Origin of the sequence: Sutcliffiella horikoshii, assembly GCF_019931755.1 — a bacterium.
In the GTDB taxonomy this organism is placed as follows: domain Bacteria; phylum Bacillota; class Bacilli; order Bacillales; family Bacillaceae_I; genus Sutcliffiella_A; species Sutcliffiella_A horikoshii_E.
The window spans coordinates 2,632,709-2,649,988 of sequence record NZ_CP082918.1 but is presented as its reverse complement, the minus strand read 5'-3'; the positions used below and the strand labels follow the sequence as shown (position 1 = coordinate 2,649,988).

Here is a 17,280-nt window from a genome sequence, read left to right as displayed (position 1 = left end):
GACAGAAAGGACTGGTAGCACTTGACGATTGACTTCTTAGATTTTAGTGCCATCACGGGATCGATGGATTATATCCTTGCTGGTGTGAAAGTAACACTTCAAGTCGTATCACTAGCTGGGATTATTGGTTTTATCATTGGAACTTTGTTGGCTTTATGTAAGATTGGTAGAATCAAACTACTTAGAATTTTTGCGGATGTTTATACATCCATTTTCCGAGGAACACCGCTTGTTCTTCAATTAATGTTAATATTTTTTGGGCTGCCGCAAGCAACGGGGATAACGTTTGAACCTGTCACTGCAGCCATTCTTGCATTCGGGCTAAACTCTGGGGCATATATCTCTGAGGTAATCCGTGCAGGAATTATGGCTGTTGATAAAGGACAGCGAGAAGCTGCCATGGCCCTTGGCGTACCATATCGCCAAATGATGAAAGACATCATTTTACCGCAAGCATTGAAAAATATCTTACCAGCACTTATGAATGAATATATTACACTTACAAAAGAATCAGCCATTGTTACAGTTATCGGGGTAATGGACGTTATGAGACGTTCTTTTATGACAGCATCGAATACTTATGCATATTTAGAAGCATTCATGTTTGCCGGACTTATCTATTACGTGTTAGTAATGATTCTTACATTCATTGGCAAGCTCATTGAAAGGAGAATGAGACGCAGTGATTAAAATAGAAGATTTGCATAAATCCTTTGGCAAACTAGAGGTGTTAAAGGGAATTTCTACACAAATTAAAGAAGGGGAAGTCGTGGCAATCATCGGGCCTTCGGGGTCTGGTAAATCCACTTTACTTCGCTGTATGAACCTATTAGAAGAACCTACATCCGGTCACATCTGGATTAAAGAGCAGGATGTTGCCAATAAGAAAACCAACATCAATAAAGTACGTCAGAATTTGGGAATGGTGTTTCAGCACTTTCATCTTTTTCCTCACAAGACGGTTCTTGAAAATTTAACGTATGCACCTGTTTCTGTAAAAGGAATTGCGAAAAAGGAAGCGGAATCAAAAGGGATGGATCTGCTTGCAAAAGTGGGACTAGCTGAAAAAGCGAAGGAATATCCTAACCGCTTGTCTGGTGGGCAGAAACAGCGTGTTGCGATTGCCCGTGCACTTGCAATGGATCCGGAAGTTATGTTGTTTGATGAACCAACATCTGCCTTGGATCCTGAGATGGTAAAAGAAGTGCTTGAAGTAATGAAAGCACTGGCGCATACAGGAATGACGATGGCTATTGTGACACACGAAATGGGCTTTGCCCGCGAGGTTGCTGACCGCGTATTGTTCCTTGATGATGGCATGTTAGTGGAGGACGCTCCTCCTGCAGAATTTTTTACGGCACCAAAGTCCGAGCGTGCTAAAGTGTTTTTGGAGAAGATGTTGTAGGATTGAGGTGGGACCAGCTCTTTTTGGGAGCTGGTCTTTGTTGTACATACATAATTATTCATGCTAACTTTACACTAACAATAACTCTTACCAAAGAAAGGAGCACATACAATGACAAATGGCTATCACAACCTCCAAACCGCCACTCTCGGCATGGGCTGATTCTGGGGAACCGATGCCCGGTTCGGGTATTTAAAAGGAATCGTAAGCACAAGGGTAGGATACGCGGGTGGAACCACTACTGCGCCTACTTACAAACAAATGGGAGATCATACCGAATGTCTACAAGTTGACTTTGATCCTAACCAGATATCTTTTGAAGATATTGTCCGTCACTTTTGGAACTCACACAATTCCAATCGAGGAAACTATAAGGGCAGGCAATATCTGTCTATCTTTTTATTTCATGATAGCTTTCAAAAGGTAGTACTTGAAAAGATTAAGCAAGAAACCCAGGATACAAACTCTCAAGAAATTGGGACGGAAATTGCACCATTTGATCAATTCACTCTTGCTGAAGAAAGGCATCAGAAGTATTACTTGAAAAGATATTCTAATGCTACCCAAAAACTTAGAGAGCACTTCCTTACTGACGAGGCATTTACAGATGCGACTTTGGTAGCGAGGCTAAACAGCTTTGTAAAAGGATATGGTACACTTTCTTCCTTGAAAGAAGAGATCATGGAATGGGAGAGGGAAGACGCAACCGAGTTAATATCGTTGGTGAATGAGTTAAAATGGTAGATGGGTTTGCATGCAGGATGATCTTTAGATAAATAGATGAAAACACTTTTAATGCGGATTTTAACCCGGAAGAGTCTTCATCCAGCCTTCTATACGACCGAAGCTCAAGTAAAAGCTCCTCTTCAGTCAAATAGAGCCCTTCTATACGACCGAAACTCAAGAGAAAGTTCCCCTTCAGTCAAATAGAGCCCTTCTATACGACCGAAACTCAAGAGAAAGTTCCCCTTCAGTCAAATAGAGCCCTTCTATACGACCGAAGCGCAAGAGAAAGTTCCCTTTCGGTCAAATAGAGCCCTTCTATACGACCGAAGCGCAAGAGAAAGTTCCCTTTCGGTCAAATAGAGCCCTTCTATACGACCGAAGCTCAAGAGAAAGTTCCCCTTCGGTCAAATAGAGCCCTTCTATACGACCGAAGCTCAAGAGAAAGTTCCCCTTCGGTCAAATAGAGCCCTTCTATACGACCGAAGCGTAAGAGAAAGTTCTCCTTCGGTCAAATAGAGCCCTTCTATACGACCGAAGCGCAAGTAAAAGTTCTCCCTTCGGTCATATAGAACCCTCCATCCACCTCATGAAGACACTTCCATCACAAAATTCAACTCGAAAATATCTTCATCCTCTACAATGTACATTCCCCCAACTTATCTGCAATATAGAACTACTATTACCCATCCCCATGTATAGAAAAAGCTGGAAAACAAACACTAACCCTTAGCAGAAAACTAAGGGAGGATCACGACCATAATGACAATGAAAACCACACGAATCATTACATCACTATTAATAACCTTCATTCTAAGTTTCACGTCAACTCTAACCTACGCAGAAAGCCCAACCTACAAATCGCGGGCTGATATTCCAGCCGAATATAAATGGAACCTTCAGACTCTATATAAGAATGAAACGCAATGGAAACAGGATGTGTATAAAGCTAAAAAGCTGGCAGACCGTTTTGCGAAAAAAGAAGAAAAGCTAGACAGTGATAAGCAAATTCTCACCCTTTTAGAAGACTACTTTGAGCTGTTTCGTTTAATGGAAAAAATCTTTGTTTATTCCAGAATCAACCTGGATGTGGATATTAGCAACACGTCTGCTCAGGCCTTATCTGATGAAGGTCAAAATATGATGATCTACGTGGTGGAGCGGACAGCATGGTTCTCGAATGAATTGCAGGCAATTGAAAAGAAAGAGTGGGAGAAGCTCCTCGAAAGCCCAAAACTCAAACCATACTACAACCATCTAAAAGATACGTATGAAGATAAAATACATTCTCTGTCTCCAGAAATGGAGAAGATGCTAATCAAAACTATGCCGATTGTTAACGCACCGAGCGAGCTTTTTACAATGATGTCTAAAGACCTTGTCCTCCCAAGTTTTACGGTAAGGGATAAAGTGTATGAAATGTCCGCACCTTTATATTCTGTCTATATGTCAAGCAAGGACAGGGAAGTGAGAAAGGCTGCTTTTCAAACTTACTACCAGACCCTTGAGAATTATCAGGATACCTTTGCTTCTATGCTTGCTAATATTGTTAAGGCGAATAACTTTTTTGCTACAACGAGGAACTATCCTTCTTCGCTAGAAGCCCATTTAGAGGGGAAGGATATTGATCCGAAGGTATACACACAACTGATTGACACCGTAGAAGAAGGACTTCCGCTATTTCATCGATACCTTAAATTGAAAGAAAAATATGTGGGCATTGATGACTCTATGCACATGTACGATTTGTCCGCCCCGTCTCCTTATACAAAAGAGGAAAAGATTCCATATGAGGAGGCAAAGCAAATAGTTATGAAAGGATTATCGCCGATAGGAGAGGCTTATATCAAAACATTATCAAAGGGGCTCTCTTCCAATTGGGTGGATGTCTATAACACTCCAGGTAAAGCAACAGGAGCATATCAGATAGGATCATATGACTCTCATCCATTTGTTTTATTGAATTATCAGGGGCTGCCAAGTGATGTTTTAACACTGGCGCATGAGATGGGACATGCGATGCATTCTTATTTTTCCAATGAAAATCAGCCTTACCAAGATGCAAGGTATGTGACATTTACGGCGGAGGTTTCTTCTACTTTGCAGGAGCATCTTCTTCATAAGCAATTGATGGATGAAGCAACGACGAAGGAAGAAAAGATTCATGCTCTCTATCAATACTTAGAAGATTTCCGGGTAACGCTATTCCGTCAGACTCAATTTGCAGAGTTTGAAAAGATTATTCATGAAATGGGGCAAAAAGAAGAACCTTTACACGCAGAGGCTATTAAAGGGGTCTATTATGATCTCAATAAAAAGTATTATGGAAAAGACATGGAAATAGATAAAGAAATTGCGATGGAATGGGCAAGGGTGCCGCACTTCTTCCATTCAAGCTTCTATACGTATCAATATGCAACAAGTTTTGCGGCTTCCGCAGCTCTTGCGGAACAACTGGAAGAAGGCGGCGCTGAGGCGCAGAACAAGATAGTAAAAGAACTATTTTCTTCAGGTGGCAGTCTACCGCCGATTGATATTCTGAAGCGGTCGGGTGTGGATATGAGTAAAAAAGAACCGATTGAAGAATCGTTAAAACGGTTTGAAGAACTGGTTAATGAATTTGAGGAGTTATTAAAATAATAGCTCATAAATAAGTAAACAACTCCCCACCATTTTCATGTATAGTAGTACTATGTGATATGTTGAACAAACGAAAGTCGGGAGAGTTTTAAGTATGAGAAAATTTAAAATCGGATACCGAACAGCAAAGACGGCCCTCGGTACAGGGATTGCAATCAGTATTGCCCAGCTGCTGAACCTGGACTTTTACGCATCCGCCGGGATCATTGCAATCCTCTGTATTCAAAATACAGTTAGGAAGTCTTGGAAAGTGGCAACTGCTCGCTTTATCGCATGCTCCTTAAGCCTTTTATTCGGCTTCGTGTTTTTTGAGCTGTTAGGGTACAATCCGGTATCCATAGCATTGTTGTTGTTATTTTTCATACCGGTTACTGTTATGCTCAGGATAACAGAGGGGATAGCAACCAGTTCGGTTATTCTTCTTCACGTCTATTCAGTTGAGGCTTATTCATTAGGGCTGGTAGTCAATGAGTTAAGTATCATCTCCATCGGAATCGGTGTAGCTCTAATTATGAATACATACATGCCGAGTGTAGAAAAAGAACTAAAAAGTTACCAGCTGCAGGTGGAAGAAAACTTTCATAAGGTGTTTTCCGAGATAGCCTATTTTCTTCGACACGGAGATCGAGGTTGGGGTGGGCAAGAGATACCGGAAACCAATAAGATACTGAAAGAAGCGAAAAGTTTGGCCTTTCGTGATGTCGAGAACCACTTCAGACGTGAAGAAAATCATTATTATTTTTATTTTAAAATGAGGGAAAAACAGCTGGATGTTATGGAACGGATGCTTCCTATTGTAGCTACGATAGAACAAGATGTGGAACAAGCACATATGGTGGCAGACTTCATAGAGGACCTTGAGCATGCCATTCATGCAGGCAATACAGCTTATCTTTTCTTACAGCGTTTGCGCGATATGCACGAAGCATTTCAAGAAATGCCGTTGCCACAATACCGTGAAGAGTTTGAGACAAGAGCGGCCCTTCGTCATCTCCTTAAAGAATTTGAACAATACCTAATACTTAAAAGTGATTTTATTGGATTGAAAACGAAGAAGTAAACGAATGGAATGAACATCTTTCAACCACACTATACCTAAAAGGCAGGTGGATGAAAGGTGTTCATTTTTTCATTGATATTCGCATTGGTGACATCACCACTTTGGCCGCTTGGACCAAATCCTCTTCCAGGCGATCCATATATTATCGTTAATAAACAGACAAATCAACTTGCCTACTTTCAAGGAGAAGAATTGAAAGAGGTCCATACCGTCGCCACCGGTAAATCTAAAGAGCTTACTCCTGAGGGGGAGTTCACGATCACCGTAAAAGCAATTAACCCATATTATCGCAAAAAAGACATCGCTGGCGGCGATCCGAAAAATCCGCTAGGAACAAGGTGGATTGGTTTTGACGCAGCAGATACGGATGGGCGTACCTATGGTGTTCACGGGACAAACAATCCATATTCAATAGGGGGATATGTGACCCAAGGCTGCATTCGATTGGAAAATAAGAATGTGGAGGCACTATTCGACAGGGTGCCTGTGGGGACTAAAATATGGATAGTGAAGACAGGGAAAACTTTTGAGGAACTTGGGAGAGAGAAAGGTGTATTGAAGTGAGGTAGAAAGTAGGTACATTGCTATAAACAAGAGTCAGTTCTTTCTTAACAAAAAGAATTGGCTTTTTTTGTTGAGATTTCACTATTTGAAATTTTCTGATTGTTTAGATAAACCTTTCGTCCTATAGTTTAGAAAGAGAGTTTGTATGGAGGTGAAACTACATATCTTTGGAGACAGAGCGCAATAAAATGAAAGCGATTTCAATAAAAGGGGGAAATGGAATGGGAATCAGGACAGGTGAGCAATACATTAACTCTTTAAGGGCAAGAAAGCCTGAAGTCTGGCTCGGTGGCCGGAAAGTGGAGGATTTATATAACGAAGATGTGTTCAAGCAGCCGATTCATGAAATTGCGAAACTTTATGATATGCAGTTTGATCCCGAGTATCAAGATAAGATTACGCATGTGTGTGAAGAAACGGGGGAACGGGTGAACAATGCGTTTCTTGTACCAAGGTCCCATGAAGACCTTATGGCCCGCAGCAGATTGTTTGAGGCTTATGCCCGTGCAACATTCGGACTGATGGGAAGAACTCCGGATTTCCTCAATGTAGTGGTCACCTCCATGGCAAGCAATTCTTGGTTTTTGGATAAATACAATCCGGATTGGTCTGTAAATATACGAAACTATTATCGTCAAATCAGGGATAATGATTTATTTTTAACACATGCAATCATAAATCCGCAAAATGATCGAAGTAAAGCTTCCTATGAACAAAAGGATTTGTTTACCCATTTAGGGACGGTAAAAGAAACGAAGGATGGGTTAGTTGTTAGAGGTGCCAAAATGTTGGCAACATTAGCTCCAATTACAGATGAAGTGATTATCTATTCTTTCCCGGGCTTCCAACCGGGTGATGAGCGATATGCCCTTGCATTTGCGATTCCTATTGATACCCCAGGATTACGGATTATTTGCCGTGAGCCGATGCAGGATGGAAAACGCTCTGTATTCGATCATCCATTGGCATCTAGGTACGAAGAAATGGATGCTATCCTTGCGTTCGACGATGTATCGGTTCCGTGGGACAGGGTGTTTATGTATAACAATGTGGAAGCAGCCAATTCCTTATATCCAATGACAGGAATTGCTCAGCAACCTGCGCATCAGTCAGGGGTCAGAGGGTATGTGAAGCTAGCCTTTGCAACGGAGGTCGCGTGTAAAGTAGCGGATTCCATTGGAGTGGACGGATTTTTGAATGTGCAAAATGATCTTGGAGAGCTGGTTCAGGCGGTAGAAACAATTCGAGCTCTATTGCGTGTATCCGAATATGAATATGAAGTGACCAAGGATGGCGAATATCGTCCGGCACCGGCACCACTTGAAACCATCAGAGGTCTTTTACCGAAGATGTACCCACGGGCAATTGAAGTGATGCAAATTATTGGTGCGGGTGGTTTACTGATGTCTCCTACAGGTGCCGACTTTGAAAATGCGGAATTGCGTCCTGATTTAGACAAGTATTTTGGAGGACGAGAAGGAGTGTCCGCAGAAGAACGTGTTCGCATATTTAAGCTGGCATGGGACCTTTGCGGAGAAGCATTCGGGCAGCGCTTATTGCAATATGAACGCTATTATACCGGGGATCCAATCAGAAAGAGAGCTATTTTTTATAATCAATACAAGCGGAAGAGCAAATTCGAAATGGCTGAACAAGCTCTGAAGGATACAACCAAACCAGAAAAAAATCTCATTTAAAATAAAGGGAAATAGCGTTCTTTGTATAAATATTAGAATATTAGTTATATTCTGATATTTATTGTAGAACTTTGATGAAAAAGGGGCGAAGACATGATATCCTCTGTGCTGAAAGTAGCAAAGATTCTGGACTGTTTTACAGGGAATGAGCCAGTTTTGGGTAACCAGGAAATTGCGGAGAAGTTAGGGATGAATGTAAGTACGGTCCATCATATTGTCAGTACACTTTGCCATGAAGGGATTTTGATACAGGACAGCAGAAAAAAATATCGGCTCGGCTGGAAATTACTTGAGTGGAGTAACCATGTCATGTATCAGCAGGACATATACAGCGAAGCCATACCCATCGTAGAGGATCTTGTCCGACAGTATAATGGAACAGTCCATATCGGTATGTTTGATGCTGGGGAGGTGCGTTTTGTCCTGAAGGTCTCTGCCAAGAATTCAGTGCCTGTTCCGACTTTTGTCGGTGCCCGCAAGCCTGCTTATTGTACGAGTACAGGGAAGATATTATTGTCTTTCAATCCATCATTCATCCAGCCTACTATTTCTAAAGGCCTGTTACAAAGAGCGCCAAATACCATTACTTGTGTGAAAAAATTAAAAAAAGAATTGGATGAAATAAGAGAACAAGGTTACGCCATCAGTAATAATGAAAATGAGCTGGGGTTATACGGAATTGCAGCTCCAATCCATTCTTATACAGGGCAAACTGTAGCCGCTCTGAATATGGTTGGTCCCATTTCTTATATGCAAGGGGAGCAAAAACAGGCCATCATTCAAAGTGTTTTGCGGACATCCAGGCAAATTTCAAAAGAGCTTGGTTATATTAGCGCAATTTGACAGCGCTTACAAAATAATGAGGAGGAATTAGCTATGGCATTGAAAACGAGATCTATGAACATTATGAAAGTGATCGAGGACAATAAGCACCTACTGAAGCCACCGGTTAATAATAAAGTTCTTTGGGAGGATTCTGAATTTATCGCGATGCTGCTTGGCGGACCGAACAGAAGAAGGGACTTCCATGTTGATCCATCAGACGAATTCTTTTATCAGGTAAAGGGTGACTGTTACGTAGAATGCATCAATGAAAATGGAGAGCGTGAAGTGGTAACGGTTAAAGAAGGAGAAATGTTTATGCTGCCGGCAAATGTACCACATTCCCCTCACCGTGTGGCGGACACGTACGGAATAGTTTTAGAACGGAAACGGGACAAAGGGGAGCTTGAGGACTTTGTTTGGTTCTGTGACAACTGTAATGAGGAAATGCACCGGGTGACGGTTCAATTAACTAATATCGAGACACAAGTTAAGGGAGCGATAGAGGAGTTCAATGGAAGCGAAGAACTGCGCACATGTGATCATTGTGGCCATGTAATGCCAGAGGAAGTAGATGTGTGGAAATGCGAATAGATTTTCACACTCACATCATTCCAAAGGAGTTTCCGGACTTTGCAGAAAAATATGGCGGGGACCGCTGGCCGACACTAGATCAGACTTGTACGTGTGGAGCAAATATTATGGTTGCAGGAAAGGTTTTTCGGGAAGTGACCGATCAAGTTTGGTGTCCCCATAAGCGCATTCAGGACATGGACAGAGAGGGTGTGGACATACAAGTACTATCCCCAATTCCCGTGACATTTTCATACTGGGCGGATAAAGAGGCGGCTCTTGAAATGGCGAAGCTTCAAAATGATTTTATCGCAGATACGGTAAAAGAATATCCTAAACGATTCATTGGTCTAGGAACCGTACCTCTTCAAGATACGGTAGTTGCCATTCAGGAAATGGACCGGTGTATGCATGACCTGAAGCTTGCTGGAATAGAAATCGGAACAAATGTAAACGGGGAAAATCTCGATTCCCCCCATTTGACAGAGTTCTTTAAGATGGCAGAAGAGTGGAATGTACCTCTTTTTATTCATCCTTGGGAAACGATGGCGAAAGGCCGTACCCCAAGACACAATTTCATGTATACAATCGGAATGCCAAGTGAGACAGCTCTTGCTGCCGCAAGTTTAATTTGGAGCGGGGTAATGGAAAAGTTCCCGAACCTTAAAATCTGTTTTGCCCATGGTGGGGGTTCTTTCCCATATATATTATCGCGCTTGGACAAGGGGTGGGAGGTATGGCCACACCTCAGGCTTACGACACACCCTCCGAGTCATTATGCAAAGAAGTTCTATTTTGACTCCTTGAACTATGATTCGCTGACCATGAAGTATCTGATCGAACGATTTGGTATCGATAAAGTGATTATGGGTTCTGATTATCCTTTCCTGTTACGAGAAATTGCACCAGGGAAAGTGATCGATGCAATGGAGGACTTGTCTGAATCGGAGAAAAACTTGCTGTTAGGGAAGAATGCGTTGGAATTTTTGAATATAAAGGAGACCGACTATGGAACAAAAGCTGATGACTCCAGAGGAAAAGCTGAAACAATTAGGTCTTGCGTTGAGAGATGTTCGGCCGTCAGTCGGTAACTATGTCAGTCATGTCAGAGTTGGGAATTTAATTTTCACCGCTGGCCAGGGAGTGGATCAATATCATGGCAAATTGGGCAGGGAATTTACGATTGAGGAAGGGTATCTTGCTTCCCGCCAGTCGATGCTTAATTTGTTAAGTGTATTAAAGCATGAGCTAGGTGAATTAAGCAGGGTGAAAAGAATCGTGAAGATGTTGGGTTTTGTCAATAGTACAGAGAATTTCACTGATCAGCCTAAGGTGATGAACGGGGCATCAGACTTATTGGTTGAGGTATTCGGTGATAGAGGAAGACATGCCCGTTCTGCAGTAGGCATGGCACAGCTTCCTAACAATACGGCTATTGAAATAGAACTGATTGTTGAAATTGCAGAGTAACGACTCCTTCTCTCTCTTGGATGAGAGGGAGTCTTCATTTTGGAAAGGAAGGGTTGTTCTCATGCAAGTAAAAGAGTTTATTCCTGGAAAAATAAAACCAATCGATTGTCGCCACTTTATCGATGGCGATTACATCGATTCTATTAATTTGAAAACCTTCGATAATATAAATCCTGCAACAGAAGAAGTGATTGGAAAAGTGGCAGAAGGCGGCAAAGAAGAAGTTGATCGAGCGGTTACTGCTGCAAGAAAAGCGTTAAAAGGTCCTTGGAAAAAGTATACAACCAAGGAGCGATCAGAGGTATTAAGAAAAATTGGTGATGGAATTTTACAGAGAAAAGAAGAACTGGCTGTCTTGGAGGCCATGGATACAGGCAAGCCATACGAATTGGCACTTGAAATGGACATCACCAGATCTGCCTACAACTTTTATTTTTTCGCTGATTTTTTAACATCAATGGGCGGAGAATCCTACCAACAGGATAATGTTGCGCTTCATTATTCTATTAGAAGACCGGTTGGAGTCGTTGGGATGATCAATCCTTGGAATCTACCATTACTCTTATTGACATGGAAATTGGCCCCATGTCTTGCGGCAGGGAATACTGCGGTCATGAAGCCTGCGGAATGGTCACCAATGACAGCTACTGTTCTGGTGGAAATTTGCAAGAATGCAGGTGTACCGGATGGGGTTATTAATCTTGTACATGGTTTTGGAGCGAATTCAGCCGGTTCTGCATTAACCGAGCATCCAGGTGTTGATGCGATAACTTTTACAGGGGAAACTAAAACGGGTTCAGCCATAATGAAAGCGGCAGCTCCTACACTAAAGAAATTATCCTATGAGCTCGGTGGGAAAAATCCGAATATTATTTTTGCGGATTCAAATTTAGATGAAGTGATTGATACCACACTTAAGTCGAGTTTCATGAATCAAGGGGAAGTATGTCTTTGTGGTTCAAGGATCTATGTGGAGAGTTCGATTTACGAATCGTTTCTTGAAAAGTTCACTGCCAGAACCAAAGAACTACAAACCGGGGATCCTTTTAATCCTGAAACCAAAGTAGGCGCTGTAATCAGTAAGGAACACTATGAACGGGTCCTCTCCTATATTGACATTGCTAAAGAAGAAGGCGGGACCATTTTGACAGGTGGAGGTCGCCCGGACTCTGTTGATAAAGGGTACTTCATTGAACCGACTATCGTCGTTGGATTGGATAGACACGCAAGATGTGTCAAAGAAGAAATCTTCGGGCCGGTCGTCACCGTTATCCCGTTTGAAACAGAAGAAGAGGTATTGGAACAGGCAAATGATACACATTATGGGCTGGGGGCAACGATTTGGACAAATGATCTTCGCCGTGCGCATCGGGTGGCAAGGGAGATTGAAGCGGGAATCATCTGGATTAACACTTGGTATTTAAGAGACTTAAGAACTCCGTTCGGTGGTATGAAGCAAAGCGGTATTGGAAGGGAAGGCGGCATGCACAGCTTTGATTTTTACAGTGAATTATCGAATGTGACGATAAAACTTTAGTAGCAGAAAGGAGTTCCTGAAATTGACGATTCAAACGAAAAAACTTTCTGACCTGTTAATGAACGCAGAAAAATCAAGAAAAGGCATCACTCCTTTAACCGAAATGAATCCAGGCTTAACGGTGGAAGAAGCATATAATATTCAACTGGATAACATTCAGGTGAAGCTAGACAATGGGGAAACAATTAGTGGGAAAAAAATTGGACTAACTTCACTGGCCATGCAGCAGCTACTTGGGGTGAATGAACCCGACTATGGTCATCTCCTTCAATCAATGGAAGTGCATAACAATGGGGTTATTTCACGCCAGCGGCTTCTTGAACCGAAAGTGGAAGGAGAAATAGCATTCTTTTTAAAAAAGGATTTGTGCGGACCTAATGTGACGGTGGAGGACGTATTGGATGCTACAGAATATGTAGTTGCTGCATTGGAGATTGTCGACAGTCGGGTAGCCGGATGGAAAATCAAACTGTGTGACACGATAGCGGATAATGCTTCTTCGGGTTTATATGTCCTAGGGGATAAAAAGATCTCTCCGCATCAACTTGATCTTAAGGAAGAGAAGATGTCCTTTTATAAAAATGAGCAACTAATCAATGAAGGTGTCGGGAAAGCGGCTTTAGGAGATCCAGCTTATTGTGTCGCTTGGCTTGCTAATAAACTATCTGAGTTTGGAATTACATTGAAAGCCAATGAAGTAATCCTCTCAGGTGCTTTGTCTGCGGCAGTTAATGCAGAAGAGGGTGATAAATTCGCAGCAAAATTTCAAACACTCGGAGAAGTAAAAGTAAACTTTGAATAAAGAAAGGGGGAGGACCCATTGGGGAAAGTGAAAGTAGCGATCATAGGTTCAGGAAACATCGGTACAGATTTAATGCTTAAACTTCATCGTTCCAAATCCTTGGAACTGACCACCATGATTGGCATAGACCCTAACTCAGATGGCCTCAGACGTGCAAAGGCATACGGACATACCATTATCATGAATGGAATAGATGGTTTTCTAGAAAAATCGGATCTTGCAGATATCCTTTTTGATGCAACTTCTGCCAAAGCCCATTACAAACATTCAGAGGCTCTGAGAAAAACGGGAAAACATCTGATCGATCTCACTCCTGCCGCTGTCGGTCCGTTTGTCGTCCCGACAGTAAACCTGCTGGAACACATGAATGAACCTGTCGTGAACATGGTTACTTGCGGTGGACAGGCAACCATACCAATCATTCATGCTGTCAGTCAAGTGTGTGAAGTGGAGTATGCCGAAATCGTTGCAACCATTGCAAGTAAAAGTGCCGGTCCTGGGACACGCATGAACATAGATGAATTTACTACCACTACAGCCCGTGCCATTGAAAAAATAGGCGGAGCTAAAAATGGAAAAGCGATCATTATTCTTAATCCTGCAGAACCACCAATTTTAATGAGAGATACGGTTTACTGCCAAGTGCAAAATTTGAAAGGAAAAGAAGAACAAATAAGTGCCGCGATAGCTAGACGTGTAGAGGAAATTCAAGAGTATGTACCAGGTTATAGACTTCGCACGGAACCGATATTCGATGGAGATAAGATCAGTATTTTCATAGAAGTGAAGGGCGCAGGGGATTACCTGCCAGAGTACTCAGGTAATCTGGATATCATGACTGCAGCAGCCGTAAAAGTAGGAGAAGAAAAAGCAAATAGGTTGGTAGGAAAAAGAGCAAAAGCAGTTAAAGCTACTTAAGAGAAGGGAGGGAAAAAGGTTGAAACGTGATGTATGGATTACAGAGGTTGCTTTAAGGGATGGCAGTCATGCTATCAGTCATCAATTTACCGTTGATCAAGTGAGAAGTGTTGCCAAAGCATTGGATGATGCGAATGTCCCTGTCATTGAAGTGTCCCATGGTGATGGACTTGGAGGATCTTCCCTTCAATATGGATTGTCCCATACAAATGAAATGGACCTCATTAGCGCTGCAACAGAAGTTGTTACGAAAGCAAAAATAGCCGTCTTGTTGCTTCCCGGAATAGGGACAGTTCAACACTTAAAAGAAGCGGCAAGCCGTGGCGCAAAAATAGCCCGAATTGCTACCCATGTAACAGAGGCGGATGTCTCCAAGCAGCATATTTCTTTTGCAAAGGAGCTTGGTTTAGAAGCCGTTGGTTTTCTGATGATGTCTCATATGGCGCCAACAGAAAAGTTGCTCGAACAGGCAAGCTTGATGGAAAGCTATGGAGCGGATGTCGTTTATGTAGTTGATTCAGCAGGGGCCCTTTTACCACATCAAGTAAAAGAAAGAGTTCATTGTTTGCGAAACAGTTTGGATATAGCAATTGGGTTCCATGCCCACAACAATCTCTCATTGGCGGTGGCCAATTCGTTAGTAGCTATTGAACAAGGGGCAACCAGAATAGATGGAAGCATTCGTTGCCTTGGGGCAGGGGCTGGTAATACACAAACGGAAGTGCTGGTATCGGTCCTTGACAGGCTGAATATTCAAACTGGTATTGATATTTATAAAATGATGGATGTGGCGGAGGAAATTGTCGCCCCTATTTTGCAGAAGCCGCAAGAAATCACAAGGGAAGGCCTACTACTTGGATATGCAGGCGTATACTCTAGTTTCTTGGTTCATGCCAACAAAGCGGCACAACAGTTTAAGGTAGATGCAAAAGATATATTAATAGAATTAGGCAAACGAAAAGTAGTTGGCGGACAAGAAGACATGATTGTCGATATTGCAGCTGAGATGGCCAAAAAGACCGTGAAGGCTTAAGAGGAGGATCTATATTGGACTTACTTCAAATTGCAAAACATGTGGCAGATCACCAAAAAAATGGACAAGAGATGGATAAAATTACTCTATCTCATCCTGATATGAATGTGGAGCATGCTTATGAAATTCAAAAACTGAGCATGGACCAGGCAATAAATAATGGAGACAGATTAATTGGTTGGAAGATGGGATTGACTAGTAAGGCAAAACAATTGTCGGTGGGAGTCGAGGAGGCCATTTATGGTAGATTAACATCTTCTATGGAATTGACGGAACCTACCTTACATATTGGCAATCTCATTCATCCGCGAGTGGAGCCTGAGTTTGCGTTTATTCTCAACAAAGAATTGAAAGGAGATCAAATTACCGTTCGTGATGTCTGGATGGCAACAGAATGCATCTTCCCTGCCATAGAGGTCATTGACAGCAGGTATCGTAACTTCTCCTTTACTCTAGAGGATGTTGTGGCAGACAATGCATCATCTTCTAAGTTCATTCTAGGGAATCAAGCATTCTCTCCATATTTCACTTCTTGGGATAAGGTTGGAGTATCAATGGCGAGAAACGGAGAGACGGTACAATCAGGAGTCGGAGCGGCAGTATTGGATCATCCTGTGAAGTCTATTGTGGAATTGGTGAAAATGCTGGACCGTGAAGGGCTTTCTGTCAAACCTGGAATGGTAGTGCTTGCTGGTGGAATAACAGAAGCAATCAATGTCTACAACGGGGATGTGGTAGAGGTTCACTACGATCAATTAGGAACATTGAAATTGAACGTCGAGTTGTAAAGGAGTTCTTATATGCCGATTACTCACATTCATTTACTGGAAGGAAGAAGTGTTGAGCAAAAACAAGAACTGATTCAAAATGTCACCCAGGCCATCACCCATACGCTTGGAACTACTCCGCAACAAGTGAGGGTGTTGCTCATGGAAATACCCAAGGAAAATTGGGGAACAGGCGGTGTTACAAAGGCACAACTTGATGAATAAGGAAAATAAAGGGGGAGAACGATGAAAAAGGTGAAGCAAGGAATAGTGATGATGATGGTCATGTCAATGGTTTTGTTGCTCGCAGCATGTGGAGGGGATGAAACAAGCGGAAATGAATCAGGTAAGACATATTCCTTTAAATTAGCACATATTACCCCAACCAACCATATGTGGCATCAGGCTGCAGAAAAATTTGCAGAAGAACTGGAAAGCAAATCCGATGGAAGAATGAAAGTGGAAATCTATCCAGCAAGTCAGCTTGGTACAGAGGCAGATATGGTTCAACAGATTGAGGCAGGATCTGTAGACTTTGGACTAATCACGGCAGCTTATATGAGTTCCCGTTCTCCTTCTTTTGCCGCATGGTTTATGCCATATGCATTTGAAGACATCAATGCAGCGCATGAAGCTAGGACATCTGATGTTTCTAAGAAGATTTTGGCTACATTGGATGAGCAAGGCCTTATTGGATTGGATTATCTGTTTGCCGGTCAACGTGTCATGCTTTTCAAAGACAAGGAAGTGACTTCTCCAGAAGATATGGCCGGTTTAAAGTTACGTGTAACGCCAAGTCCGCCGATGCAAGATTTTTATCGTTCCGCAGGTGCCTCGCCTGAAGGATTGCCCCTTCCTGAAGTTTATGCAGCCGTTCAAACTGGCGTAATTGATGGGATGGACATGGACTTGGATGCGGCAATCACTAATAAATATTATGAGGTTGTAAAATATGGAGCCGTTACCAACCATATGGTTTGGCCATCCGTTGCCATTGTAAATAAATCCACATTTGAGGGCATGTCTGAAGCAGACCAAAAGATAGTTCGTGATGCACTGACAGTAGCCACCGATTTTGCGGTAAACACTCGCTCTGGTCAAGAGGAAGAGTTCAGGCAAACATTAAGCGACAATGGAATGAAGATTTATGATATCCCTGCAGATGCTTTTGCAGACCAGATTGCAGAGTTCGATGCAAAATACAAAGATTCAGATCCTCTAATTAAAGAATTTATTGATACGTATAGAAAATAAGATTTGAAGGGGGAA

Annotated in this window: 17 protein-coding genes and 1 pseudogene; all 18 read left to right on the top strand. The window is 42.3% G+C overall.

The window, feature by feature from the left end:
* Nucleotides 1–63 precede the first annotated feature (63 nt).
* The 18 genes and pseudogenes from K7887_RS13660 (at nucleotide 64) to K7887_RS13575 (ending at nucleotide 17,265) form a co-directional block, all read left to right on the top strand.
* Nucleotides 64–690, top strand: coding sequence for an amino acid ABC transporter permease (locus K7887_RS13660; protein ID WP_223493656.1), 627 nt, complete (start codon nucleotides 64–66; stop codon nucleotides 688–690).
* Entirely contained in the window at nucleotides 683–1,405 is a 723-nt protein-coding gene (locus tag K7887_RS13655) for an amino acid ABC transporter ATP-binding protein (protein WP_223489891.1), read from the top strand. Before K7887_RS13660 ends, K7887_RS13655 begins: the two co-directional genes overlap by 8 nt.
* Nucleotides 1,406–1,579: 174 nt before the next feature.
* Nucleotides 1,580–2,149, top strand: a pseudogene (locus K7887_RS13650) (peptide-methionine (S)-S-oxide reductase MsrA); the annotation flags it as partial.
* Between the two features lie 741 nt (nucleotides 2,150–2,890).
* Complete coding sequence (pepF, locus tag K7887_RS13645) at nucleotides 2,891–4,768, top strand: oligoendopeptidase F (protein WP_223489889.1); 1,878 nt, start codon at nucleotides 2,891–2,893, stop codon at nucleotides 4,766–4,768.
* 94 nt (nucleotides 4,769–4,862) lie between these two features.
* Entirely contained in the window at nucleotides 4,863–5,828 is a 966-nt protein-coding gene (locus tag K7887_RS13640) for an aromatic acid exporter family protein (protein WP_223489887.1), read from the top strand.
* A 63-nt stretch (nucleotides 5,829–5,891) separates the two neighbouring features.
* Complete coding sequence (locus K7887_RS13635) at nucleotides 5,892–6,392, top strand: L,D-transpeptidase (protein ID WP_399209709.1); 501 nt, start codon at nucleotides 5,892–5,894, stop codon at nucleotides 6,390–6,392.
* A 221-nt stretch (nucleotides 6,393–6,613) separates the two neighbouring features.
* Nucleotides 6,614–8,089, top strand: coding sequence for a 4-hydroxyphenylacetate 3-hydroxylase family protein (locus K7887_RS13630; RefSeq protein WP_223489883.1), 1,476 nt, complete (start codon nucleotides 6,614–6,616; stop codon nucleotides 8,087–8,089).
* A gap of 93 nt (nucleotides 8,090–8,182) precedes the next feature.
* Entirely contained in the window at nucleotides 8,183–8,932 is a 750-nt protein-coding gene (locus K7887_RS13625) for an IclR family transcriptional regulator (protein ID WP_088018723.1), read from the top strand.
* Between the two features lie 33 nt (nucleotides 8,933–8,965).
* Nucleotides 8,966–9,505 (top strand): 3-hydroxyanthranilate 3,4-dioxygenase, encoded by a 540-nt coding sequence (locus tag K7887_RS13620; protein ID WP_088018722.1) that lies wholly within the window; start codon nucleotides 8,966–8,968, stop codon nucleotides 9,503–9,505.
* Entirely contained in the window at nucleotides 9,496–10,575 is a 1,080-nt protein-coding gene (locus K7887_RS13615) for an amidohydrolase family protein (RefSeq protein WP_223493654.1), read from the top strand. Before K7887_RS13620 ends, K7887_RS13615 begins: the two co-directional genes overlap by 10 nt.
* On the top strand, nucleotides 10,493–10,954 hold the full coding sequence (locus tag K7887_RS13610; protein WP_223489881.1) for a RidA family protein: 462 nt from the start codon (nucleotides 10,493–10,495) through the stop codon (nucleotides 10,952–10,954). The genes K7887_RS13615 and K7887_RS13610 overlap by 83 nt, the downstream gene beginning before the upstream one ends.
* A 61-nt stretch (nucleotides 10,955–11,015) precedes the next feature.
* The gene (locus tag K7887_RS13605; protein ID WP_223489880.1) at nucleotides 11,016–12,491 is read left to right on the top strand and encodes an aldehyde dehydrogenase; all 1,476 of its coding nucleotides are present in this window, start codon (nucleotides 11,016–11,018) and stop codon (nucleotides 12,489–12,491) included.
* Nucleotides 12,492–12,549: 58 nt separating this feature from the next.
* The gene (locus tag K7887_RS13600; protein WP_223493653.1) at nucleotides 12,550–13,293 is read left to right on the top strand and encodes a 2-keto-4-pentenoate hydratase; all 744 of its coding nucleotides are present in this window, start codon (nucleotides 12,550–12,552) and stop codon (nucleotides 13,291–13,293) included.
* An 18-nt stretch (nucleotides 13,294–13,311) separates the two neighbouring features.
* Entirely contained in the window at nucleotides 13,312–14,211 is a 900-nt protein-coding gene (locus tag K7887_RS13595) for an acetaldehyde dehydrogenase (acetylating) (protein WP_223489878.1), read from the top strand.
* Between the two features lie 19 nt (nucleotides 14,212–14,230).
* Complete coding sequence (dmpG, locus tag K7887_RS13590; protein ID WP_223489876.1) at nucleotides 14,231–15,244, top strand: 4-hydroxy-2-oxovalerate aldolase; 1,014 nt, start codon at nucleotides 14,231–14,233, stop codon at nucleotides 15,242–15,244.
* A gap of 14 nt (nucleotides 15,245–15,258) precedes the next feature.
* Nucleotides 15,259–16,032 carry a 2-keto-4-pentenoate hydratase gene (locus tag K7887_RS13585; RefSeq protein ID WP_223489874.1) on the top strand — a complete coding sequence of 258 codons (774 nt, stop codon included), beginning with the start codon at nucleotides 15,259–15,261 and terminating at the stop codon, nucleotides 16,030–16,032.
* 12 nt (nucleotides 16,033–16,044) lie between these two features.
* Nucleotides 16,045–16,236, top strand: a complete 192-nt coding sequence (locus K7887_RS13580; RefSeq protein WP_223489872.1) for a 2-hydroxymuconate tautomerase — start codon at nucleotides 16,045–16,047, stop codon at nucleotides 16,234–16,236.
* A gap of 21 nt (nucleotides 16,237–16,257) precedes the next feature.
* The gene (locus tag K7887_RS13575; protein WP_223489871.1) at nucleotides 16,258–17,265 is read left to right on the top strand and encodes a TRAP transporter substrate-binding protein; all 1,008 of its coding nucleotides are present in this window, start codon (nucleotides 16,258–16,260) and stop codon (nucleotides 17,263–17,265) included.
* Nucleotides 17,266–17,280: the final 15 nt, after the last annotated feature.

Excerpts from the sequence above, each read along its gene's own strand:
- K7887_RS13610 (WP_223489881.1), top strand. The coding sequence starts at position 10,493 with ATGGAACAAAAGCTGATGACTCCAGAGGAAAAGCTGAAACAATTAGGT.
- K7887_RS13575 (WP_223489871.1), top strand. The coding sequence starts at position 16,258 with ATGAAAAAGGTGAAGCAAGGAATAGTGATGATGATGGTCATGTCAATG.
- pepF (WP_223489889.1), top strand. The coding sequence starts at position 2,891 with ATGACAATGAAAACCACACGAATCATTACATCACTATTAATAACCTTC.
- K7887_RS13640 (WP_223489887.1), top strand. The coding sequence starts at position 4,863 with ATGAGAAAATTTAAAATCGGATACCGAACAGCAAAGACGGCCCTCGGT.
- K7887_RS13660 (WP_223493656.1), top strand. The coding sequence starts at position 64 with ATGGATTATATCCTTGCTGGTGTGAAAGTAACACTTCAAGTCGTATCA.
- K7887_RS13630 (WP_223489883.1), top strand. The coding sequence starts at position 6,614 with ATGGGAATCAGGACAGGTGAGCAATACATTAACTCTTTAAGGGCAAGA.
- K7887_RS13625 (WP_088018723.1), top strand. The coding sequence starts at position 8,183 with ATGATATCCTCTGTGCTGAAAGTAGCAAAGATTCTGGACTGTTTTACA.
- K7887_RS13605 (WP_223489880.1), top strand. The coding sequence starts at position 11,016 with ATGCAAGTAAAAGAGTTTATTCCTGGAAAAATAAAACCAATCGATTGT.
- K7887_RS13600 (WP_223493653.1), top strand. The coding sequence starts at position 12,550 with ATGAACGCAGAAAAATCAAGAAAAGGCATCACTCCTTTAACCGAAATG.
- K7887_RS13620 (WP_088018722.1), top strand. The coding sequence starts at position 8,966 with ATGGCATTGAAAACGAGATCTATGAACATTATGAAAGTGATCGAGGAC.
- K7887_RS13615 (WP_223493654.1), top strand. The coding sequence starts at position 9,496 with ATGCGAATAGATTTTCACACTCACATCATTCCAAAGGAGTTTCCGGAC.
- K7887_RS13580 (WP_223489872.1), top strand. The coding sequence starts at position 16,045 with ATGCCGATTACTCACATTCATTTACTGGAAGGAAGAAGTGTTGAGCAA.